Genomic DNA, 21266 nt, shown 5'->3' on the forward strand with positions numbered 1-21266 from the left:
CGAACAGATGCCCCAGGTAAAAATGGCGATGTAAGAATGGCGGAGATTCCACCTAAAAATCAGGCGAATCTGTTCAAACAAACTGAGCCACTTCTGAGGTTTCAGTGGTCTCAAGTTTGCGATGCGTCTCCTCAAGTGATTTACGTAGATTGTCAGCACACTCAGCTCGGGCCTTCCACTCAGCAACCTGCTTCATGATATCCGTTTCGCGAACGGCCCAGGAAGCTTTGAGCACGCCGATTGCTTCGGACTGGTCCCGTAGCTCCTGGATTTTCAGGCGCAATTCGTCGACCTCGATTACGAGTTGAGATCCTTGGCTCTTCGCCTTCTGGAGTTCGAGCTTCAAGGCTTTGTTGTTCTCGACAAGATCTTTGATTTGTCCCTGAGCCTCTTCGGTCACCTTATCTGCTCGAGCTTGCACTGACACAGCTCCCTGCTCGGCTAGGAAAATCGTTGCTGCCATATGTTCAAGCGCTCTTTGCAGGAATTTGGTTATATCAGGCATGCTGCTCATGGCACTTGATAGCATCGGGGCATTGAGCTTCAGATTGGGTTGTTGAGTTTCGTAACTGGTTAATAACTCATTGAAAGCTTCTTCGGCTGTGCCCTTGCCTATACGAGCCTTGAAGGCTTCAAAGCGATCCCTCGTATCTCCGCTTACCCTTAATGACATCGGTTCAGTTTTCGTGTTGCTCATGGTTCTCCTTATGAATTATGTTTAATGTACACATGTTTACGATGTAAACATGTGTACATCTGGGTTAATCGTTAATTGGCCGCTAGCTTTGAGTTATGAAGCATGCGCTGTACGGTCGAGCGCGGAATGCCCGTGGCGTCTGCGATAGCCCTGGTCGTATTACCGTCTGCGGCAAGTTTTAAAACTTTGTCGAGTCTTTGGTCCCGCTTTTCACGCACTGCGTCCGAAGAGAGGGGCTTGCTTTGCCAATTGATTCCAGCCTCGGTGATCGACATTTCAAGCGAGAATGGCTTAGCGTCTTTGCCAACGATGCTCCGAGCTTTTTCAAAATGAACGTTAAAACGTGTTATTTCTTCGATTGAGGTGCTCTTCTGAGGCTTTAGGGACAAGACAACGTCCAGACTGTCTTCCCTGCTGCTGGTTCCACGCTGCTGTCCGTTTTTTCCGGCATGGTGTATGATGACAACAGCTATTCCAAGCTTGCGAACGTATAAGAGCCATTGCTTAAAGGGCCCCCAGCTTTCGGCATCGTTTTCGTTGATGCCCGAGGACAAAGATGAAATATTATCAATAAATATGACGTCAACGTCTCTGAGGAATGGCCCAAAGTCGTCTTGTCCGAAAGGACTAGCAATGTTTGGCATCTGCCCTTTGCAGAGGTCTGGCGTCATTATCCGAAAGTTATTCACGACTTCTGGCGGGATCTTCCCCCCCGAGATCGTCAACAGTCGGGACTGCAATTCGTCCGCCGCCATTTCTCCGTCGATATACAGCACCTTGCACGCCTTTTTTGCCTGGTATCTCTCAATGATAGTTATGCCGGTTGCTGCTGAATACGCGAGCGAAAGGCAGAACCAAGTTTTTCCCGCACCGCGAGGCGCATAGATCATCGCATGTCTGCGTTCGCAAAGTATCGGATGAAGGATATATTCCGCCGGAGGAATTTTTAATTCCAAGAAATCTTTTATATTGTAGCAGACTAGATTGTTTCCTGTTTCCATGAGCGGGTCGTGCCTGCTGGGCATGCCCGGAACGTCAGAGGTAGTTTTGTTTGTATTATCGATTATTTCCACAGAGTTTTTCCTATTCATATTGAGTTAGTTTGCTAGTAATGATTATTAATAAATTTCAATCATTAAACGTTAGTCACGGAGTCGATTGTTCAGCTCATTGGACTGACGGTACATCCATCAAGTACCCACGCCCAAGCCGTTTAATCATCGGCATGGCGGAGTTCCGAATAACTCCGCCATGCCTCAGGATCGATCACGCAGTGGAGTCCTTGGCCGCTAGTAGTTTTTATCAGTGCTCAACTCTCGAATCTCCAATAAATGTATCAAGGTCAGACAGTAAATAGCGAACAGATCGGCCAATTTTAACATATACTGGGGGCAGAGAGCGGAATCTTCTCTGTCGTAGCGTGTGGACGCTAAGTTCGAGATACTTTGCGGCGTCTTTTTCACACAATGCATTTTTTGAGTTACCTTTATCATTATACATGCTCATAATCACTCCATTTACTATTTTTAAATTTTGATAATCTTTGCCATGCATTTCAATCTGAAAAAAGTTTGAGATGCTCCATTGTTTATATATTTACACCATTTTAGGTGATCGTGCAAGCATTTTTTGGATTTCTTGTGCTTCAGCCCCTCAAAAGCAGTCATTTTGGTACTTATTGCGCTTTATTACTATTAATTCCGTGATTGGTGCATTATTATGATAAAATTATAATCACATAATCACAGAAAACGGCATCATCTGAAAAGGAGCTTGGCCGAAAACCTGTCAAGTGCTAAAAATCTGTCAAGTAGTTTGTGTGGGGCGGCGGCAATTAGGGTGGGTTAGAAGGAGAGGGTCTAGCGGTTGGCCAGGTCGGAGGGGGGAATGCTTGAGTTTGCTGACTAGGAAGATTGGATTGAGCGTTACTAGGTGACGATCATATCCTTATATATGCTCGAACCCGACGGGATCTTTTATGTCACGGACTGGGGATGGGGTAGTGTTTACAAATGGTGTTGCTGGACTTGACGATGATCGAAGCCGATGGGGGCGATTTCTTTCGTTTTGATGGACCACAATTCAGAAGCGGTTGGCTGGACTGCCCAGGGGGGGCTGCGCGATTTCATGAGGGGGCTGGGTTCAGAAGGGCGCTTGTCAACGTAGACGAGGTTATACGTGACGATGATGTGAGCTTGCTCAGGGGCGCGGATCTCGTGTTTCCAATGAAATCATTTACCCGGTCCGGGTTCACACCGGCGAAAGGCTTCGGCGGCTTGCAAGAAGAGCAACGTCCTTTGGATTGGCGGTACGGCGGAGACTCTTCAAAACTCTTTGCTGCGTTTCAGGTGTCCAGAATACCCGTAAGCGCTCACGCGCTCGAGTTACGGCAGTGTAAAAGATGCTATGTGTGATGTCGTCTTCGTTGGCTTCTGTGACAACGATTTTGACGGAGTCATACTCAAGGCCTTGCGCCTTATGGATCGACACGGCGTAAGCCACCTGGAAGGGCACGGTGGTGTTCAGAGAGTCGTCGTCCTCGTCGCTGGTGTCGTATTCGTAGACGGAGAATCGCACGGTAGAGTCACCCATCCATTCTAGATCATCGTTGACAATATCGAATGAGCTGAGTGGTCGATCGAGGGCTACGTCGAACTGGATCCGGCCAGGGACGTGGTCGATACTGACGATTCGGCCCTTTAAGTTGTTATAGATCACCGGTCGGAACCGCTCGGTTTCGTGGAAGAGCACAGGGTCACCGACCTTATATGTGGAAACGCGCCAAGTGATCGCTTCACCGGGGTTGCTACTTTGCAGAAATCGGTTGATGTTATTGATACCATAAAGGCCGTCATAGTTCAGGCATAGGATGATCTCGTCCTGGCCTTGGGCTTCGAACAGTGTTTTATCGAGCACGGTTGAGTAGCCGTTGCGTGCCATGATCTCGGCGATGTCGTCTTCGATGGATCGAACCTTGTCCCAGAAATTCAAGAGCGAGGCATTCTTGGTTCTGAACGGTGTCGTCAGTTCGAACACCGATGTGCTCGGGATGAATGAGCGTATAATTCCAAACCAGTTGCCGAACTGGATCGACTCGATTTGGAAGACGTCGCCGACGAGAACGAGCAACTTGAATGAGGTCTTGGACAGTACCTTGATCAGGTCTGCGTTGCTCACGGTGCTGCATTCGTCAATGATGAGGAGGTCGTAATCCTGAACGTCGGTACTCTTGGTTATCTGGCTGTGGATCGTTCTGAAAGTCGAGTTCTGCGCGGTTACCTTGCGCTTGAGGTTGTCGATTGCTGGATTGGTGTGAGCGAGGAATAGTTTCTCCTTGTCGATGAAATAATGCGCGATGTGGTCCACCATTGTTGACTTCCCAGTGCCAGCCGCTCCGTAGATCAGGGCTACGCGCGACTGGTGGAACAATTGCTTGAGTGCTTCCCTCTTGATCTTGTCGTCGATGCAGCGCGAAGTTTCGTCGAGCCAGCGTTCGACAGCTTGGGTGTAGCCATCGATCCCAGCCGATGAGTACTCTTGGAGCTTTTCAACGATGGAGACAGTGTCGTTCTCATAGCCGCGAATGAAAACGTGCCCTTTGTCAAGCTCGAGTTGGCGCTCCTTATGTGTTTTGTAGAGCTTGTTGTTGTAAGTGGAGATCAGAATGGGAACGTCTCCGAACTCCTCAAGGTCGGCAATGGGGGTGTAAAGGATTCCGTGATGTTCCACGTTGTTTTTCACGCGTCGGGCGAGTAGTTCGTGTTTCCGGGAGGTCGCATCCAGGCTCTCGGCGAGGTCCCAATACCGTGGGTTGTGTCCGCGCAAAGAGGTGCAGAACGGCATGGTATCAAAAGGAATGCAGCCGAACTGGAGTTTCATGCCGGAAAGGAGGCTGCACTCGTCCCGGTTGAGTTGAGGCTTGATGAATTGGTTGCGCATTCGCAACATAAGATATCGAAGGACGTTGTGGCCCGGATTGGCTGACCGCACAATGCGGCGTACTTCATCCAGCACGGGAAAGATCTGAGGCTTGGCAAGGCCAGTCGTACCTTCCGCCTTCATCATCGCGTATTGGGCATCAGGCATATCGACAAAATCGATTAGGCTACCAGATCCTGCCGTCAGTATGCGCATCAGATAGCGATATTCCTCAGACTTGGTCTGAACGGCGATGGAGAAGCCCAAGACGCTCGCGAAGTTGATGAATTCACATGGGCGGATCGAGACTTCCCATGCGCTGATGATCGTGATTGGCATCGTCTGGCCGAGTACTTCGATTGAGTCCCGCCGTAGCGTTAACATGGCTGCGTATTTGTCAGTCATGTCGATTTTGGTGAAGGCGATGATCCGGTCGAATTTGCTCACCTTGTTGACTGCACGATAGAAGGTGACTTCGTAGTAGATGCGGCCACTCAGGAAGAATGGTCGCGTTTTGTGGATGTAATACCGGTCCCGAGTGCTGCTCTTAGGAGTGGGGCGGACCTCCTCAATCCTTGCGACGATTTTTTCGTGGTATTCCCGTAGCGACGGATCGAGGTCGACCGGGAAGGCTTCCAGGTTGGCCAGTACCTCAATCCCGCTGTTTTCTTTTAGCAAGCTGCGGATGCGATGGAGGTATTCGTAGTACTTGAGCATCAAACGTTCGGAAGCGTCACCGTCGAGGGTATAGTGTGAAGCGCTTATTTGAATCAGTTTGTGAAATTTGCCGAGGAAGTTGAACTTTGCCTTGCTTTTGACGAAGGCGAGCCCCGGATCAACCGCTGCGTAGCTGAATTCGGCATCGAGTGAGCCAGTGTGGAGATGAACAGCAACTCCTTCGACTAAGTTTCGGAGTTGCGAAAGGACGTTTTGCGAGAGCAATGCCCGATGGTCGCTGAGCAATTCGATATTCCGACAGATCGTCTCGTCAGCGCTCTGGATCTGCGTGCTAACCGAAGTCATTAGCTAAAACTACCAAGTTTTGCTTGATTAAAGAAAGTCATGGGTGTCCCCTAGTCTTCGGCTCAAAACATTCGCGTTATAGGTTTGGGAAGAGATTGCCATTCTTCATTAAACATCCTCCGCTTTGGCTTCTTGTCGTGATGGGCGGGTGGTCGCGCTAGCTTTCATCAGAGTTGGCGTTTACGCCGATAGCCGCTAAAAGCGAGGATCGATTTTGAGCACATGGCAGACAAGCTGCCAAACCTCATAAACTAAGTGGATCTTACTTGCAATTTCAGCTAGAAGAGATGCACGAGAGGACAGCTAATTGGTGTTCGATAGGGCGTTGTCGCCAAGGTCGCGAAGGAAAGAATGAGGCTGGGTGCTGGGAATAATGCTGGGAAAAAATTTTTAGTAAACGAAAAGGGGTTAGATTTTTACATCTAACCCCTTGATTTTATTATGGCGCGCCAGGGAGGACTCGAACCCCCGACCGATTGCTTAGAAGGCAATTGCTCTATCCGCCTGAGCTACTGGCGCGCAAAATGGAAGCATTCCCTATTTTTTCCGGGGCTGAAAGTCAAGTGCAGGTCCGGGCTTTTTCTGTTGCTCCCGGCCCGGGAAACTTCTATGAATTCTCTTCGGATTGTCGGCCCTTGCGGCTTCAGTCTGTCGCCGCACCCGCGTTTTGACTCCCATTTTTCCGGGGCGGCTTTTTTTCAATCTTTTCCCCCAAATACACATGACCTTTGCCTCCTTTGCCGAATTCGAATCCCATCTGGACAGTCTGGGGCTTTTTTCCATGCAGCTCGGCCTGTCGCGCATGCACGAGGCCCTTGGGCTCATGGGCCTTGAGCGCCCCTCCGCCACGGTCGTGCATGTGGTCGGGACCAACGGCAAGGGTTCCACTTCGGGATTTCTGGAGGCGCTGGCGCGGGCTCATGGCCTGACCACGGGGCTCTACAACTCGCCGCATCTGGCCAGCGTGCGCGAGCGCATCCGCCTGCGCGGGGCCATGATCCCCGAGGACGGATGGCTGGCCGCTGCCAATGCGGTCATGGACAGGTGCGCGGGCGTGGGGCTGACCTATTTCGAGCTGCTGACGGTCATGGCGCTCTACATTTTTGAGCGGGAGGGCCTTGACCTGATCATCCTTGAGGCGGGGCTCGGCGGCACGCATGACGCCACCTGCGCCTACCCGGCCGACCTTGCGGTCATGACCCCGGTGGGCCTGGATCATGAGCAGATCCTGGGTCCGGCCCTGGCGGACATCGCCCGCGACAAGAGCGGGGCCCTGGGCCGCTGCCCGGCCGTGACGGGCGCGCAGGAAGAGGCCGTGATGGAAATTTTCCGGCAGGCCGGGGCAGGGCATCCGCTCCTGAGCCTTGAGGACTGCCGCACCTCCTCCGGATTTCTCATCCCGGCGGGCGCGGCATCCCTGCTACTGACTCCCGCGTCCCTGCCCACCCATCCGCCGTATCAGCTGCGCAACGCCGCCCTGGCCGCCCTGGCCTGGAGCCGTCTGGCCCTGGCCCGGGGCTGGCAATTTGACGCGGCACTGTGTACACAAGTCCTTGGCACGACGCGATTTTTCGGACGGTTTTGCAGGCATGGGCGGATTCTGGTGGACGGTGCCCACAATCCCATGGGGCTGACCGCCCTGTGCGAGGCGCTGGAGGCGGCCGGGGAGCATTTCGACGTGCTCGTCTTTCAGGCCATGCGCGACAAGACGCTGGAGCCTGCCGTGCTGGAACGCCTGCGGGCGCTGGCGAATACGGTCGTGATTCCGGGCCTGCCCATGGAGCGCGCCTTCGACGCTCGTGAACTGGCGGCGCGTTTCGGCCACGGTGCCAGGGCGGCGCACGACCTGCGCGAGGCCCTGCGCCAGGAAGGCTCGGTACTGCTTTGCGGCTCCCTGTATCTGGTGGGGGCCTATTACGAACTTTTTCCGGAACAGCTTTTGTAGGGAGGTCCGGTGTCTTCTCTTTTCAGACATATTCCGTCCGTCGACCGTTTTCTGCAGGACCTGGAACAGGATCGCTCTCTGGCCGATCTGCCGCGTCAGATGCTCAAGGATCTGGTGGGCGAGTTCCTGGATCTCTGCCGCGAGGAGATCCGCGCTGGAGTGGTCACGGACGAGAGCGCCCTGGCCTTCACGACCCTGGCCGCACGAGCCGGGGCCTACGTGCGGACGCGTTCCCGGCCGCATTTCAGGCGGGTCGTCAACGCCACGGGCGTGGTCATCCACACCAACCTTGGCCGCTCCATCCTGGCCGAAGAGGCCGTCCTGGCCGTGGCCGAGGGCTGCCGCCATTATTCCAATCTGGAGATGGACCTGGACACGGGCCAGCGCGGGAGCCGCTATTCCCACGTCGAGAAGCTGCTCTGCCGCCTGACCGGGGCCGAGGCGGGGCTGGTGGTCAACAACAACGCCGCCGCCGTGCTGCTGGTCCTCGACACCCTGGCCAAGGGCCGCGAGGTCGTGGTCTCGCGCGGGCAGCTGGTCGAGATCGGCGGGTCGTTTCGCATCCCCGAGGTCATGAAGAAGAGCGGGGCCGTGCTGCGCGAGGTCGGGGCCACCAACCGCACCCACCTGCGCGACTACGCGGAGGCCATCGGCCCGGACACCGCCATGCTCATGAAGGTGCACACCTCCAACTACCGCATCATCGGGTTCCACAAGGAAGTGGACCTGCCCGATCTGGTGGCGCTGGGCCGTGAGCGGGGCCTGTCCACCTTCGAGGATCTGGGCAGCGGCAATCTTTTCGATTTTTCCCCTTATGGGTTCATGCCCGAACCCACGGTGCAGCAGGTGCTAAGGAGCGGAGTGGATGTGGTCACCTTCAGCGGCGACAAGCTGCTGGGCGGCCCTCAGGCCGGGGTGATCGTCGGCCGCCGCGAATTCATCGAGCGCATCAAGAAGAACCAGCTCAACCGGGCCCTGCGCATCGACAAGATGACCCTGGCCGCCCTGGAGGCAACCCTGCGCCTGTACCTCGATCCGGAACAGGCCCGGCGCACCGTGCCGACCCTGGCCATGATCACGGCCGCGCCGAAGGAACTGCATGCCCGGGCCGGGCGTCTGCGGCGCAGGCTGTCCCGGGATCTCGCCGGGCTGGCCTCGGTGGCGGTCAAGCCCGGATTTTCGCGCGTGGGCGGCGGCTCCTTCCCGGAACAGGACCTGCCGACCACGCTGGTCAGCGTCGCGCCCACGGGAATGGACGTCGACTCCCTGCGTCAGGGCCTGTTGGCCGAGGACATCCCGGTCGTGGGGCGGGTGGAGGACGGCGCGTTCTGCCTCGATCCGCGCACGCTCATGGATGCGGAGTTCGCGCTGGTGGCGGGTGCCATGAAGGCGGTCCTCGCGCGGTGATGCCCTTGGCGCCCCGGCAGGGCGTCTGCTTCATGCCTTTTGAACGAATTTTTGCAAGCCGCGCATGCGGATAATCGAAGGGACGCGCATCCCGGCACAAGGGGGCGCGGCAAAGGAGAATGTCAATGACCAAGGTTCTGGTGCGGCCGGAGATGGAGGGTTTCAAGCCCTATTCGCCCGGCCTGTCCATCGATGAGATAAAGAAACGTTACGGCCTGCCCCGGGTCATCAAGATGGCCAGCAACGAGAACCCGCTGGGCACGTCCCCCGTGGTTCAGGAGCGGCTCAGAAATGTCAGTCCCCTGGCTTTCCGCTATGCCCAGGCCGGATCTCCGGCCCTGACCGAGGCCCTGGCCGCGCATCTGGGCGTGTCCGCGTCCTGCGTGGTGGCGGGCAACGGCTCCGACGAGATCATCGATCTTTTGCTGCGCGTGGTGGCCCGGCCCGGCGTGGACAACGTGGTGGCCTTTAGGCCCTGCTTCAGCATCTACGACGTGCAGTCCCGGCTGTGCGGGGTGGAGTTTCGGCAGGCCAGGCTGAACGCCGACTTCTCCTTTCCCTTCGACACGCTCCTGTCCCTGGTCGACGAGAACACCGCCCTGGTTTTCGTGACCAACCCGGACAATCCCTCGGGCCATGCCTGTCCGGCCTCGGATCTGGTCGAGCTCGCAGCCAGGCTGCCGAAGCGCGCGCTCCTGGTGGTGGATGAGGCCTATGTCGATTTCGCCGAGCCGCTGGAGGCATTCAGCATGCTGCCGCACCTGGGCGAGATCCCCAATCTGGTCGTCCTGCGCACCTTTTCCAAGATGTACGGACTGGCGGGGCTGCGTCTGGGCTACGGGGTCATGCCCGAGTGGCTGGCGGATCTGCTGCTGCGGGTCAAGCTGCCCTTCAGCGTGAACATCCTGGCCGAGCAGGCCGGGCTGGCCGCCCTGGACGACGACATCTTCGTGTCCCAGACCCTGCTTGTCGTGAGCGAAGGGCGCCGCCTGCTGGAGCGCGAGCTTTCGGCCATGGGCTGCAAGGTCTGGCCGTCACAGGCGAATTTTCTGATGTTCGAGCCGCCCATGGACGCGCGCACCCTTTTTGAGGCATTACTTGCCAAAGGGGTTATCATCCGGCCCCTTGGCAGCTATGGCATGCCCGAAAAGCTGCGTGTCAGCATCGGCAACGAGGAAGAGAATCTGGAATTTCTGGCCAAAACAGCGGAGGTGCTGCGTGATCACGATCGTCACTCTTGATGGACCGGCCGGGGTAGGCAAGACGACCATCGCCCGCGAGCTGGCGGACCGCCTGGGCATCGCCTATCTGGACACTGGAGCCATGTTCCGCTCCGTGGCGCTTTTTTTCGGGGACGGCGGCTGGGAACGGCCCGTTGATCAGCTGGTGCCCGAACTCAATCGTCTCGATTTCGACCTGGAAGGCACGGGAAAATATTCCGAGCTGCTCCTGAACGGGCTGCCCCTGGCCCCGGAGATCCGCAAGGAGGAGGTCGGCCTGTGGGCCTCGCATCTGGCCCGCATCCCGGTGGTGCGCGATTTTCTGCGCCGCAACCAGCAGGCCATCGGCCGGAGCACCTCGCTTGTGGCCGAGGGCCGGGACATGGGCAGCGTGGTGTTTCCGGGCGCCCGGCACAAGTTCTTCATGGACGCATCCATCGACGTGCGCGCCAAGCGCCGTCATGCGCAGCTCAAGGCCATGGGCATGGACGAGGACCTGGAGCGCATCCAAGGTCAGATCCGCATCCGCGACGATCAGGACCGCAACCGCGTGGTGGCGCCCCTGAAACCCGCCCTGGATGCGGTGATCATCGATACCAGCGCCTTGGACGCGGATCGGGTGCTCGAGAAGATTGTCGACCATATCCGGGAAAAAGGCCTCTGAGACCGCTGAAAATCGATTCTGGACTGCGTTGCGAACCGTTTTTCAGCGGTCTTGCCGATTTATTGGGGGGAGGGCGGCCACGCAGGGCCGCCCCTACAGTTTTTTCGGGATGGGATATCGTTCACGCAGGGCTGCCCCTACGGTTTTTTCGGGATGGGAGGGCGTCCACGTAGGGTCGCCCGTACGTTTTTTTCGGGGTGAGATATTGGTTACGTGGGGTCGCCCGTAGGGATTATCGGCGGGTGGCTTTGATTTCGTCCCAGAGGTTGTCCATTTCTTCCAGGGAGAGCTTGTCCAGTTCCAGGCCGCGTTCCCTGGCCAATTTCTCCATGGCTTCGAAGCGTCCCAAAAACTTGGAGTTGGCCACGGCCAGGGCCGAGTTGGCCTTGATTCCGCGCCGTCTGCCGTATTCCACCAGCGAAAACAGATAGTCCCCGAATTCCTCTTCCCGTGCCGCCGCGTCGTCCGTGGCCAGGGCGGCCTGCAATTCGTTCCATTCCTCGGCCAGCTTTTTCTCCTGGTCCGCGTCCGTGGCCCAGGTGAAGCCCGTGCGGGCCGCCTTGGAGTTGATGCGGTAGGCGCGCAGCAGCGGCGGCAGGCTTGCGGGCAGGGAGGCGAACACGCCGGGATCCTTGTCCTTTTCGGCCTTCTCCTGCTTCTTGATCTGTTCCCAGTTCTTGATCACTTCGGCCACGTCGGCGGCTTTTTCGCCATAGACGTGGGGGTGGCGGCGGATCATCTTGGCCACGTTGCCGGCCAGCGCGGTCTGCAGGAAATCCGGGATCTCCCGGTCGTGGCAGCGGCCGATGAAGAGCAGCAGGAAAAGCACGTCGCCCAGTTCTTCGGCGATCTCGGACTTGTCGTCCTGACGGATGGCCTCCACCAGCTCGAAACATTCCTCCACCAGGTAATCGCACATGGACTGCGGGGTCTGCTCCTTGTCCCAGGGGCAGCCGTCCGGTCCGGTCAGGGTGTCGATGACTTCAATGATGCGTTCGAAATTATTCTTTTCCACCAGGGGTTCCTTTCATTTCCTTGAGTTTTTCCACGACTCTCTTTTCCCACTCCTGCTGCAGCTCCTGGCTGCGGATCAGGAACTGGTCGCGCATTTCCTTGGGCAGGGCGTTCGAGAGCATGGTGTTGAAGGTGTTGACGTAGGGCATGATCTTCGACTCGGTCAGCATCGGGGACTTTGACGGCAGAAAGGCCGTCAGGGCCATGACGATGATGCTGCACAGGAGCGCGCCCTTGAAGAGGCCGAGCGCTCCGCCGCCGATGCTGTCCACCCAGCCGAGCATGATCATCTGCAGGAGTTTTCTGATCAGCGAGGCGAGCAGGAAAACCACGGCCACGACACCCAGAAAAATGGCCAGATAGGCTGCAAGCTTGGCCATGCCGGGGCCGCCCGGGAAGTTTTCGAACATTGTCGCGAGCTGCGCGTGATAGGTATTGGCCAGCACGAAGCCAAGGATCAGCCCCAGAATGGAGGCGATCTCCTTGACGAGTCCGCGAAAAATGCCGCGCAGGCCCAAAAATCCCAGAATCACGCAGAAGACGATATCCAGAGTGTTCATGCTTAACCTCCCGGTCATTGTGAGGGTCGGCTATCACAAAGGATGCTGATCGGAAAGGGCGCACCGGGCACGACCTTGACAGTGCAGGGCGCACCTCGTAGACACGAAACCTCGGCTCGTCCGGACTTTTCTGACGGGCGCACGAGTCCAGAAACACGATGAGGTGACAATGTACGATATCAGATTGGTGAAGTTGGTGAACGGCGACATGGTGCTCGGCAAATGGAACGAGGAGAAGGGGATCATCGCTGATCCGGCCATCCTGCAGACCATTCCCACGCAGCAGGGCGGCATGCAGATGCTGCTGCTTCCTTTCGGCTATCCCTTTGATCAGGAAATGACCGGAGAGATCGAGCTCAAGCACGTCATCTACCAGTACAAGACCGTACCCGAGGAACTCAAGACCAAGTATCTTGAGGCGACCACCAACCTGACCCTGTCCGCCCCCGGCGGCCTCGGCAATTTGGGCGGCATGGGCGGCGGTGTGGCCGATTTCAGCAAATTCTTGAAAAAATAACGCAGCAGGCGCTGCCGGGAAAAGGGTGGCTTTCCACCCTTTTTTTTTCTGCCCGGCCCAGCGCACGGCAAGGACCCATGAAGGCTCTGCTCCCCCTCTTTTCCCGCCCCAGTCATTACCTCGGCACCGAGATCAACAGCGTCCACAAGGACCTGAAAACGGTCCGGGCCCACGTGGCCCTGGCTTTTCCGGATCTCTACGAAGTGGCCATGTCCTATCTTGGACAGAAGATCCTGTACGACGTCGTCAACGGCACGGAACATTTCTACGCCGAACGGGTCTTCGCGCCCACCGAGGACGTGGCCGAGGTGCTCCGGGCCCACGACACGCCCCTGGCCACCCTGGAGAGCGACACGCCGCTCAGGGATCTGGACGGCGTGCTCTTCAGCATCACCCATGAGCTGTGCTACACCAACGTGCTCTACATGCTCGACCTGGGAGGGATTCCTCTTCGTGCGGCGCAGCGTGGCGACGGGCATCCGCTGGTCATTGCCGGAGGAGGCTGCACCTTCAACGCCGAGCCGCTGGCCGCTTTTGTCGATGTCATGGTGCTTGGCGACGGGGAGGAAATCCTGCCCGAGATGCTCGGACTCATCGCGCGCGGCAAGGACGAAGGCTGGACCCGCGTCGAACTGATCAGGCGCCTGGCCGAGGTGCCCGGCGTGTACGTGCCTTCGTTTTTCGAGGACGACGGCCATGGGGCCATGCGTCCGGTGGACGGCGAGACGCCCCGGGTCGAGAAGCGCATCGTCATGGACATGAACGCGGTCTCCTTCCCGACGCGCCAGATCGTGCCCTTCGGCAAGCCCGTGCATGACCGCTATTCGGTCGAGATCGCGCGTGGCTGCACCCGTGGCTGCCGCTTCTGTCAGGCGGGCATGATCTACCGCCCCGTGCGCGAGCGCGAGGTGGACGTGCTCGGCTCCATCATCGATCGCGGCCTGGCCGACACGGGCAGCGAGGAGCTGTCCTTCCTGTCGCTCAGCACCGGCGACTTCAGTGCGCTGGAAGCTCTTTTTCTGTCCTCCTACAGTCATTGCAGGCAGGAGCAGGTCTCCATCTCCCTGCCGTCCCTGCGCGTGGGCTCTGTTTCCGAGGATCTCATGCGGCTCATGGGCAAGATCCGGCACACGGGCATGACCCTGGCCCCCGAAGCCGGCACCCAGCGGCTGCGCAACGTCATCAACAAGGGCGTGACCGAGGACGAACTGCTCGATCACACGGAGAAGGCCTTTCGCCTGGGCTGGCAGCAGGTCAAACTGTATTTCATGATGGGCCTGCCCACGGAGACCCGCGAGGATCTGCACGGCATTCTCGATCTGTGCCTGAAGGTCGCGGCCAGCGCCGGAAAGAACGTCAGGCGCCTTCAGGTCACGGCGGCGGTCTCGCCGTTCGTGCCCAAGCCGCACACCCCGTTTCAGTGGGAGCGGCAGATCTCCATGGCCGAGATCGAGGAACGGCTGGCCTATCTGCGCAACATCTTCCGCCCCTACAAGAAGCTCAAGCTCAAGTGGCACCATTCGCACATGACCTGGCTCGAAGGGGTCTTCTCGCGCGGCGACAGACACCTGGCCCCCGCCCTGGAGGCCGCCTACGCCAAGGGCGCGCTCTTCACCAGCTGGTCCGATCATCTGCGCCTTGAGCCGTGGCTTGAAGCCTTTGCCGAAACCGGCATCGACGCGGAGTCCTATCTGCGCGAGCGCGATCCGGAGCAGCCCCTGCCCTGGGACCACCTCGCTTCCGGGGTCAGCCGCAAATATTTGCTCACCGAACGCCGCCGCGCCCTGGAAGAAGCCGCGACTCCCGACTGCCGCTATGAGGCGTGCCGGTCCTGCGGGGTCTGCAACCTGGACGGCCGTGAATCCGAGCTGGAGCGACAGGCCGCGAACCACGATATCGCGCCGGTCATCAACCGCGCCACCCGCGATCAGGAAGACGCCGGGCTGGTGGACGAGCCGCCAACGGAAAGTTCGGCTCCCGCCATCGACCTGCACAACAAGGAACAGCGCTTTCGTCTGTGGTATTCCAAGACCGGCCCGGCCATGTACCTCAGCCAGCTTGAACTGCAACGGATTTTCGAGCGCGCGTTCCGCCGCGCGCGCATGCCCCTGGCTTTCAGCAGCGGCTTCCACCCCGCGCCGCTCCTGTCCTTTGCCCGGGCATTGCCGGTCGGCGTAGGCAGCGTCTGCGAGTGGATGGATTTCTTCGTGCGCGAGCACATGATCGTCAAGGACCTGCCCGCCTTGCTTGAAGCCGAGCTGCCCCAGGGCATGCGCGTGGTCAAGGTGGACGAGCTGCCCTGTCAGGGCAAGGCGCCCATCTCGAACCACGAGCGCTTTTCCCTCGGGTTCGTGCGCGCGGAAGACAGCCAGCGCTTCGCGGCCCGGCTTCCGGCCTTTTTGGAGGCGGCGGAGTGGAAGGTGTTCAAGCGGACCAAGAAGGGTGAACCGGGAGAAGTGGACGTGCGGCCCATGGTCAGATCCATCACGGAAGACGAAAAGGGCTTTGCCATCGATTTCGACTGGCAGGCTCTCTATGTCAGCCCCATCTTCGTGCTGCAGGCCGTGGACCCGGAATTCACGATGCTGCAGGGACGGCTGATCAAGACGGCCCAGTTTTTCTGAGGCGCAAAATGAAAAAGGCGAAGCATGTGCTTCGCCTTTCAGGTTGGTACAGAGGCAAGATTACTTCTTGACCCGTTTTTCCCAGAGCTTCATGTCCTGCATCTTCTTGCGGCGGTCACGAGCCAGGGATTTGGCCACCAGGGACGTGCCCTTCTTGTAGCCCCATTTTTCCCGATATTCCTCGGGGGTGAGGCCGTGGGTTGCCAGGTGGCGTTTGGTCAGCACCTTGAACGACTTCGAGCATTCCATGCAGATGATGCTTTTTTCGCGGATGGCTTTTTTGGCATCATCAAGGGACAGGGTTGCTTCGGGTTCGGGCTGGTTTCCTTCGGCGACGTTCTTGATTCCTTCGGTCAACGAACGAATCATGGACGTCAGCTCTTCCTCGGTCATGTTGCGCACACTGGCTTGTGCTTTGACGATTTCGAGCGCTTGTTTTACATAATCTTCCATGTGTAACCTCCAACTATCGCGTATTTGTAATTCGTAGCATTAGTTTCGTTCTGTAAATTTGTCAACACGCTATAAATGTTTACGATGATACATCCAAAATTGAGTGCACGATATTTTTTCATTCAGGAAAACTAATCGATAATCACGCTACAGGGAGAAAAAAATGGCAATTCCGCACAATGCGATGAACGACATGGCCCAGGTTTTTCATTTTGAATTTTGGCTTCGCTATTATTTTATCGAAGAGCAGGAAGGCGGTCTTTTTATTAAATTGACTGAAGAGCAGGAAAAACAGATGCAGGCCAAATTCCCCGAGTACTGGGAATTGGTGGAAAGCGTGCAAGGCCGCCCTCTGTCCCCCGAGCTGTCCCAGCAGGCCGTGGTCGAGTTTCTCCAGGTCAACTTCGAAGGCAAGAAATACCCGGCCAACACCGTTTTGAAGGTTCTGGACAGCAAGGATTTTTCAGTTGAGATGTATCTGTTCGACACCTGGGTGGATCTGCATGAAGATCAGCTCATGCAGAAAATTTTTGGGTTCGACTACTGGATGCAGATTTACGGTGAATGGAAGACGACGGAGAAGGCGCAGCAATTGCTTCAGTCCCTCAAGCTGCAGATGCAGGGCGAGCACGGAGCCATGAACTGAAAAACGCTTGAGCGTCGGGTTTCGGACATAATTCTCGGACAAGGTGGGTGACGGGCAGCAGCATGGCTACTGCCCGTCACCCATTTTCACGCCCACGGCCGCAAGTTCAGCCCTAAGCTCCGGCAGCGCTTCCCGGGCCTTGTCGTAGAGGGCCTGTTGGGCCGCTTTTTCTTCGGCCTGCCGGGCCTTGAACTCGTCGTAGGCGATCTTGCTTTCCTTGAGGGCGGCTTCGTATTCGGACTGGGTCATGCAGGGGGCGAAGTTGATTTTGGGGAGGCCTTTGATGTATTTTTGGGCATGAAATTCGGCCGCTGCGCCAGCTTCAGATTTTTTTTTATCCTTCGAATACTCGCCATCATGGTCAAGTCGGACCGCCAGTGAAACATAGAAAAAAGCCTTTTTGCAGTCTTGCTCAGTCACGATATGTGTCCCGTGATCAGTATTTATACCATGTTCAAAGATGAGCGATAGCCACGCGGCTGCATTAGAGTAACCAAACCGAGCAGCCCGGTCCCAATAGTACAGGACCATGCGGCTTGTTTCCTCCACCGGCCAGCCTGGCTGCACATGTGCATATTCGCTTCCGACGAAAGCATTGGCCCAGGCATCCCCCAATTCCGCAGCCCGCACCGTCCAATACCATTTTTCCCGTTCCCCTTTCGCGATATAGTCCGGCATGGGATGCTTTAGTTCCTGGCCATGGGGCGGGGTGAAGTCGTCCCCTTTGGGGACGTGGCCGCTGGTGAAAAGCATGGACTTGCGGTTCCCGGCCAGGGCGCTTTTACGGAAATGGTCCGGGGCGTTCATGTACACGGGTGCGTGACTCAAGGGCGGGAAGCCGGAGAGCCAGTGCAGGTAGAACACGCCCAAAAGCCAGTGCCCTTCGGCCTCGCCCAGGTTACGGATGAGCCACGGCTCGATGGGCGAGACGTCAATGCCTTCGGAGAACTCCGGGTCCACATGTGGCAGGACGGCAGCCATGGCCAGGGCGTGGATGTCGCCCTGGAGGCCATTGGTGAGGAGCTCCTTGAACACGTATTGTTTTTCCTTCGCATCCATTGGGCGTCCGGATTGGGACATGGAAGAGCGGTATGCATATCTGATGATCCGGACATCCACGGACAGTTCCTTGTCTGTAGGGCCGGACGCCTCCTCGTAAAAGAACTTGGCTTCCTCGGCGGGCGTGGCAAAGACCACGGCCGGGAGGAGGGCCAGGCTGAACAGCACGGAAACAAGGCATAAAAGGTGTTTCATGATTTCGTCCCGCATGGTTGAGGTCTCGTTGGCGTCAACGCAATACGTCATCCGGCTATGCCGAGGATGTCCTGCTCGGAGAAGTCCGGTTCGGTAAGGTCCCGTTGCAGAATGATCCTCAGGGGCGCTCCCTCTGATCTGGCAAAGAGTTCCATGTCCGCGCTGTGCATGTGGAACACGGCGGCTGAAGGCTGAATCGTGTATTGCTGTTGTCTGCTGGAGTCGTATGGATCGACCCGGGGGGCACCCAGGACGTCTTTGGCCTGTAGAAGGATCTTGCTTACGTCGAATTCGAGGACGCTTTCCAGAATGCCGTTCTTTTCCTGCTCCACGGGCTCACGGGCGAGCTGTCCGCCGTCCAGGTTGCGTATTGGTCCATCACCGAAGAGTCCGGGAACGCACACTCCGACCCCGGCCGACGCCGGGCCCAGCATGGCCAGGCGGACGCAGCGCGTGGTGACGCGCAGGCGCTTGCCCACGACGTCGACGCTAATCCGCGGACCGAGTTCTCGGATAAGAAGGCTGACGGGCAGGGGCATGGCTTATTGTCCTTCCTCGATCTTCACGCCCACGGCCGCAAGTTCAGCCCTAAGCTCAGGCAGGGCTTCCCGGGCCTTGTCGTAGAGGGCCTGCTGGGCCGCTTTTTCCTCGGTTTGCCGGGCCTTGAACTCGTCGTAGGCGATCTTGCTTTCCTTGAGGGCGGCTTCGTATTCGGCCTGGGTCATGCAGGGGGCGAAGTTGATTTTGGGGATGCCTTTGAGGAATTTTTGGCCATAGATTTCGGCGACGGCACCTTTTTCGGATTTTTCTTTGTATTTCGAATATTCGCCGTTAGTATAATACCTTGCCCGTAGCGCAATATAAAAAAATGCTTTTTTACAGCTTTGATTTGTTACAATATTTGTTTCCTGCTGAGAACATTCACCGTCATCAAATATTTGAGTTAGCCATAAACTGGTCGCCGCATCTCCCAAAATAGCCGCTCGTTCCCAATAGAATAAAACCCTCCGACTTGCTTCCTCCAGAGGACGTCCTGCATGTTCCTCCGCGTATTGCAGTCCTGCGAAATAATTCGCCCACGCATCTCCCAGTTCCGCAGCTCGTACCACCCAGTACCATTTCTCTCTTTCACCCTTGGCGATATAGTCCGGCATGGGGTTTTTGATTTCCTGTCCCGGCAGGGGCGTGAAGTCGTCTCCCTTGGAAGAGTACTCACTGATGAACATCATGGATTTGCGGTTTCCGGCCAAGGCGCTTTTGCGGAAATGCTTCGGGGCGTTCACGTACACGGGAGCATGACTCACGGGTGGAAAACCGGAGAGCCAGTGCAGGTAGAGCACGCCCAAAAGCCAGTGCCCCTCGGCTTCTCCCAGATGCCGGATGAGCCACGGCTCGATGGGCGAGACGTCAATGCCTTCGGAGAACTCCGGGTCCACGTGCGGAAGGACAGCGGCCATGGCCAGGGCGTTGATGTCGCCTAGCATCCCTAATCGTATGAGTTCATTGAATACGATTTGTTTTTCGGCTGCGCCCATGCCGTTGCCAGAGCGGGAAAGAGCGGTCTTATAAATATAACGTATGAACTGCACTCCGCTGGACAGTTCCTCATCGGCAGGTCCGGAAGCTTTTCTGTAAAAGAACTTGGCCTCATCGGCCGGTGTGGCCTGAGCGCTGGGCAAAAGGGAAAGATTCCAGGCAGTTATTGCGATTGCCACGATTAAATATTTCATCGCCGCTTTATTGGTGGCTTGGGCTTCCGTCATGAGAAGTTCCCCTGAATCTGGGCGATGTCATTCTCAGAAAAGTCTTCAACCGTGACGTCGCGCCTCAATATCACCTCGATGAAGCACCGTGCCGAAGAGAAGAGCTCCATGTCTTCATTGAACATGTGGAAGACGGCGGAAGGCAGGACGATGGAGTAGTCACCTACTCCGGGAGTCTTTTCGAGACGATCCTTCACGTGTAGCAGGATCTTGGCCACGTCGAATTCGAGCACGGTCTTCTGAACTCCATCTATAGCATAATCCTGGGGCTCCGCGGCCAGTTGCCTGCCGTCCAGATCGACGGTCACGCCGCCCGCCCCGGACGCATCACGCACGATGATGCCCACGCCGGCTGCCACAGGGTTCGGACTCATTGCCCATCCCCGATCTTCACGCCCGCGACCGCAAGTTCGGCCTTCAGCTCAGGCAGGGCTTTTCGGGCCTTGTCGTAGAGGGCCTGCTGGTTCGCTTTTTCTTCGGCCTGCCGGGCCTTGAACTCGTCGTAGGCGATCTTGCTTTCCTTGAGAGCGGCTTCGTATTCGGATTGGGTCATGCAGGGGGCAAAGTCGATTTTGGGGAGGCCTTTGAGGAATTTTTGGGCATGAAATTCGGCCACTGCGCCAGCTTCAGATTTTTTTTTATCCTTCAAATACTCGCCATCATGGTTAAATCGGACCACCAGTGAGATATAGAAAAAAGCTTTTTTGCAGTCTTGCTCGGTTTCGATATGCGTCCCTTGTTTGGTATATTCTCCATCCTCAAAAATGAGCGATAGCCACGATCCAGCTTTATAGTAGCCAAACCGCGCTGCCCGATCCCAATAGTACAAAACCATGCGGCTGGTTTCCTCTACTGGCCAACCGGGTTGTACATGTGCATATTCGCTTCCGGCAAAAGCATTGGCCCAGGCATCACCCAGTTCCGCAGCCCGCACCTTCCAGTACCAGTTCTCCCGTTCCCCTTTCGCGATATAGTCCGGCATGGGGTGCTTCAGTTCCTGGCCAGGGGGCGGGGTGAAATCGTCCCCCTTGGGCGCGTAATCGCTGGTGAAGAGCATGGACTTGCGGTTTCCGGCCAGGGCGCTTTTGCGGAAATGGTCCGGGGCGTTTATGTACACGGGCGCGTGACTCAAGGGGGGGGAACCGGAGAGCCAGTGCAGGTAGAATACGCCCAGGAGCCAGTGGCCCTCAGCCTCTCCCAGATGGTTGATGAGCCACGGTTCGATGGGCGAGACATCAATGCCTTCAGAGAATTCCGGGTCTACATGCGGCAGGACCGAAGCCATGGCCAGAGCGTGGATGTCGCCCTGGAGACCACTGGTCAAGAGTTCCTTGAACACGTATTGTTTTTCCTTCGCATCCATGGGCCGTCCGGATTGGGACATGGAAGAGCGGTATGCATATCGGATGATCCAAACATCCGCGGACACTTCCGTGTCCGTGGGACCCGAGACAATGACATCATAAAAATACTTGGCCTCCTCGGCCGGCGTGGCAAAGGCCACGGCCGGGAGGAGAGTTAGGCTTAAGAGCACCGAAACAAGGCATAGGTGATGTTTCAT

Annotated in this window: 19 protein-coding genes and 1 tRNA gene; 7 read left to right on the forward strand and 13 right to left on the reverse strand. The window is 57.1% G+C overall.

Features of this window, described 5'->3' with window-relative positions; all coding sequences use genetic code 11:
* Positions 1–73: 73 nt before the first annotated feature.
* The 5 genes from BMZ24_RS16760 to BMZ24_RS16780 form a co-directional block, all read right to left on the reverse strand.
* Positions 74–697 (reverse strand): hypothetical protein, encoded by a 624-nt coding sequence (locus tag BMZ24_RS16760; protein WP_092193915.1) that lies wholly within the window; start codon positions 695–697, stop codon positions 74–76.
* Between the two features lie 71 nt (positions 698–768).
* Positions 769–1770: an AAA family ATPase gene (locus BMZ24_RS16765; RefSeq protein ID WP_161949210.1), complete on the reverse strand. Its 1002-nt coding sequence runs from the start codon at positions 1768–1770 to the stop codon at positions 769–771.
* A gap of 229 nt (positions 1771–1999) precedes the next feature.
* Positions 2000–2251 (reverse strand): helix-turn-helix domain-containing protein, encoded by a 252-nt coding sequence (locus BMZ24_RS16770; protein WP_341864732.1) that lies wholly within the window; start codon positions 2249–2251, stop codon positions 2000–2002.
* 696 nt (positions 2252–2947) lie between these two features.
* The gene (locus tag BMZ24_RS16775; protein ID WP_208599877.1) at positions 2948–5578 is read right to left on the reverse strand and encodes an ATP-dependent DNA helicase; all 2631 of its coding nucleotides are present in this window, start codon (positions 5576–5578) and stop codon (positions 2948–2950) included.
* A gap of 502 nt (positions 5579–6080) precedes the next feature.
* A tRNA-Arg gene (locus BMZ24_RS16780) sits at positions 6081–6157 on the reverse strand.
* A 202-nt stretch (positions 6158–6359) separates the two neighbouring features.
* Here BMZ24_RS16780 and BMZ24_RS16785 point away from each other — a divergent pair.
* The 4 genes from BMZ24_RS16785 to cmk all read left to right on the forward strand — a co-directional run bounded on the left by BMZ24_RS16785 (position 6360) and on the right by cmk (position 10874).
* The gene (locus BMZ24_RS16785; protein ID WP_143077943.1) at positions 6360–7583 is read left to right on the forward strand and encodes a bifunctional folylpolyglutamate synthase/dihydrofolate synthase; all 1224 of its coding nucleotides are present in this window, start codon (positions 6360–6362) and stop codon (positions 7581–7583) included.
* 9 nt (positions 7584–7592) lie between these two features.
* The gene (selA, locus tag BMZ24_RS16790) at positions 7593–8990 is read left to right on the forward strand and encodes an L-seryl-tRNA(Sec) selenium transferase (protein ID WP_092193919.1); all 1398 of its coding nucleotides are present in this window, start codon (positions 7593–7595) and stop codon (positions 8988–8990) included.
* Positions 8991–9115: 125 nt separating this feature from the next.
* Positions 9116–10231, forward strand: coding sequence for a histidinol-phosphate transaminase (gene hisC / locus BMZ24_RS16795; RefSeq protein WP_092193920.1), 1116 nt, complete (start codon positions 9116–9118; stop codon positions 10229–10231).
* The gene (gene cmk / locus BMZ24_RS16800; RefSeq protein ID WP_092193921.1) at positions 10209–10874 is read left to right on the forward strand and encodes a (d)CMP kinase; all 666 of its coding nucleotides are present in this window, start codon (positions 10209–10211) and stop codon (positions 10872–10874) included. The genes hisC and cmk overlap by 23 nt, the downstream gene beginning before the upstream one ends.
* A gap of 232 nt (positions 10875–11106) precedes the next feature.
* Here the strand turns inward: cmk and mazG are convergent, their stop codons facing one another.
* Positions 11107–11889, reverse strand: coding sequence for a nucleoside triphosphate pyrophosphohydrolase (gene mazG / locus BMZ24_RS16805; RefSeq protein WP_092193922.1), 783 nt, complete (start codon positions 11887–11889; stop codon positions 11107–11109).
* Positions 11876–12448, reverse strand: a complete 573-nt coding sequence (locus BMZ24_RS16810) for a CvpA family protein (protein WP_092377991.1) — start codon at positions 12446–12448, stop codon at positions 11876–11878. Before BMZ24_RS16810 ends, mazG begins: the two co-directional genes overlap by 14 nt.
* 169 nt (positions 12449–12617) lie before the next feature.
* Here BMZ24_RS16810 and BMZ24_RS16815 point away from each other — a divergent pair, with 169 nt between their 5' ends.
* Complete coding sequence (locus tag BMZ24_RS16815; protein ID WP_092193924.1) at positions 12618–12965, forward strand: hypothetical protein; 348 nt, start codon at positions 12618–12620, stop codon at positions 12963–12965.
* Between the two features lie 77 nt (positions 12966–13042).
* Positions 13043–15589, forward strand: a complete 2547-nt coding sequence (locus BMZ24_RS16820; protein ID WP_092193925.1) for a TIGR03960 family B12-binding radical SAM protein — start codon at positions 13043–13045, stop codon at positions 15587–15589.
* Between the two features lie 60 nt (positions 15590–15649).
* On the opposite strand, the gene BMZ24_RS16825 is transcribed toward BMZ24_RS16820, so the two are convergent.
* Positions 15650–16042, reverse strand: coding sequence for a Ros/MucR family transcriptional regulator (locus tag BMZ24_RS16825; protein ID WP_092193926.1), 393 nt, complete (start codon positions 16040–16042; stop codon positions 15650–15652).
* Positions 16043–16205: 163 nt separating this feature from the next.
* On the opposite strand from BMZ24_RS16825, the gene BMZ24_RS16830 reads away from it, so the two are divergent.
* Positions 16206–16688 (forward strand): hypothetical protein, encoded by a 483-nt coding sequence (locus tag BMZ24_RS16830; protein ID WP_092193927.1) that lies wholly within the window; start codon positions 16206–16208, stop codon positions 16686–16688.
* A 66-nt stretch (positions 16689–16754) separates the two neighbouring features.
* On the opposite strand, the gene BMZ24_RS16835 is transcribed toward BMZ24_RS16830, so the two are convergent.
* The 5 genes from BMZ24_RS16835 to BMZ24_RS16855 are packed head-to-tail and all read right to left on the reverse strand — an operon-like array spanning position 16755 to position 21266.
* Positions 16755–17942: an SEL1-like repeat protein gene (locus tag BMZ24_RS16835; protein ID WP_143077944.1), complete on the reverse strand. Its 1188-nt coding sequence runs from the start codon at positions 17940–17942 to the stop codon at positions 16755–16757.
* Between the two features lie 47 nt (positions 17943–17989).
* Positions 17990–18481 (reverse strand): hypothetical protein, encoded by a 492-nt coding sequence (locus BMZ24_RS16840; RefSeq protein ID WP_092193929.1) that lies wholly within the window; start codon positions 18479–18481, stop codon positions 17990–17992.
* Between the two features lie 3 nt (positions 18482–18484).
* Positions 18485–19705, reverse strand: coding sequence for a hypothetical protein (locus tag BMZ24_RS16845; protein ID WP_092193930.1), 1221 nt, complete (start codon positions 19703–19705; stop codon positions 18485–18487).
* The gene (locus BMZ24_RS16850; protein ID WP_092193931.1) at positions 19702–20079 is read right to left on the reverse strand and encodes a hypothetical protein; all 378 of its coding nucleotides are present in this window, start codon (positions 20077–20079) and stop codon (positions 19702–19704) included. Before BMZ24_RS16850 ends, BMZ24_RS16845 begins: the two co-directional genes overlap by 4 nt.
* On the reverse strand, positions 20076–21266 hold the full coding sequence (locus BMZ24_RS16855) for a hypothetical protein (RefSeq protein ID WP_143077945.1): 1191 nt from the start codon (positions 21264–21266) through the stop codon (positions 20076–20078). Before BMZ24_RS16855 ends, BMZ24_RS16850 begins: the two co-directional genes overlap by 4 nt.

Origin of the sequence: Desulfomicrobium norvegicum (assembly GCF_900114595.1) — a bacterium.
Classification (GTDB): Bacteria; Desulfobacterota; Desulfovibrionia; order Desulfovibrionales; family Desulfomicrobiaceae; genus Desulfomicrobium; species Desulfomicrobium macestii.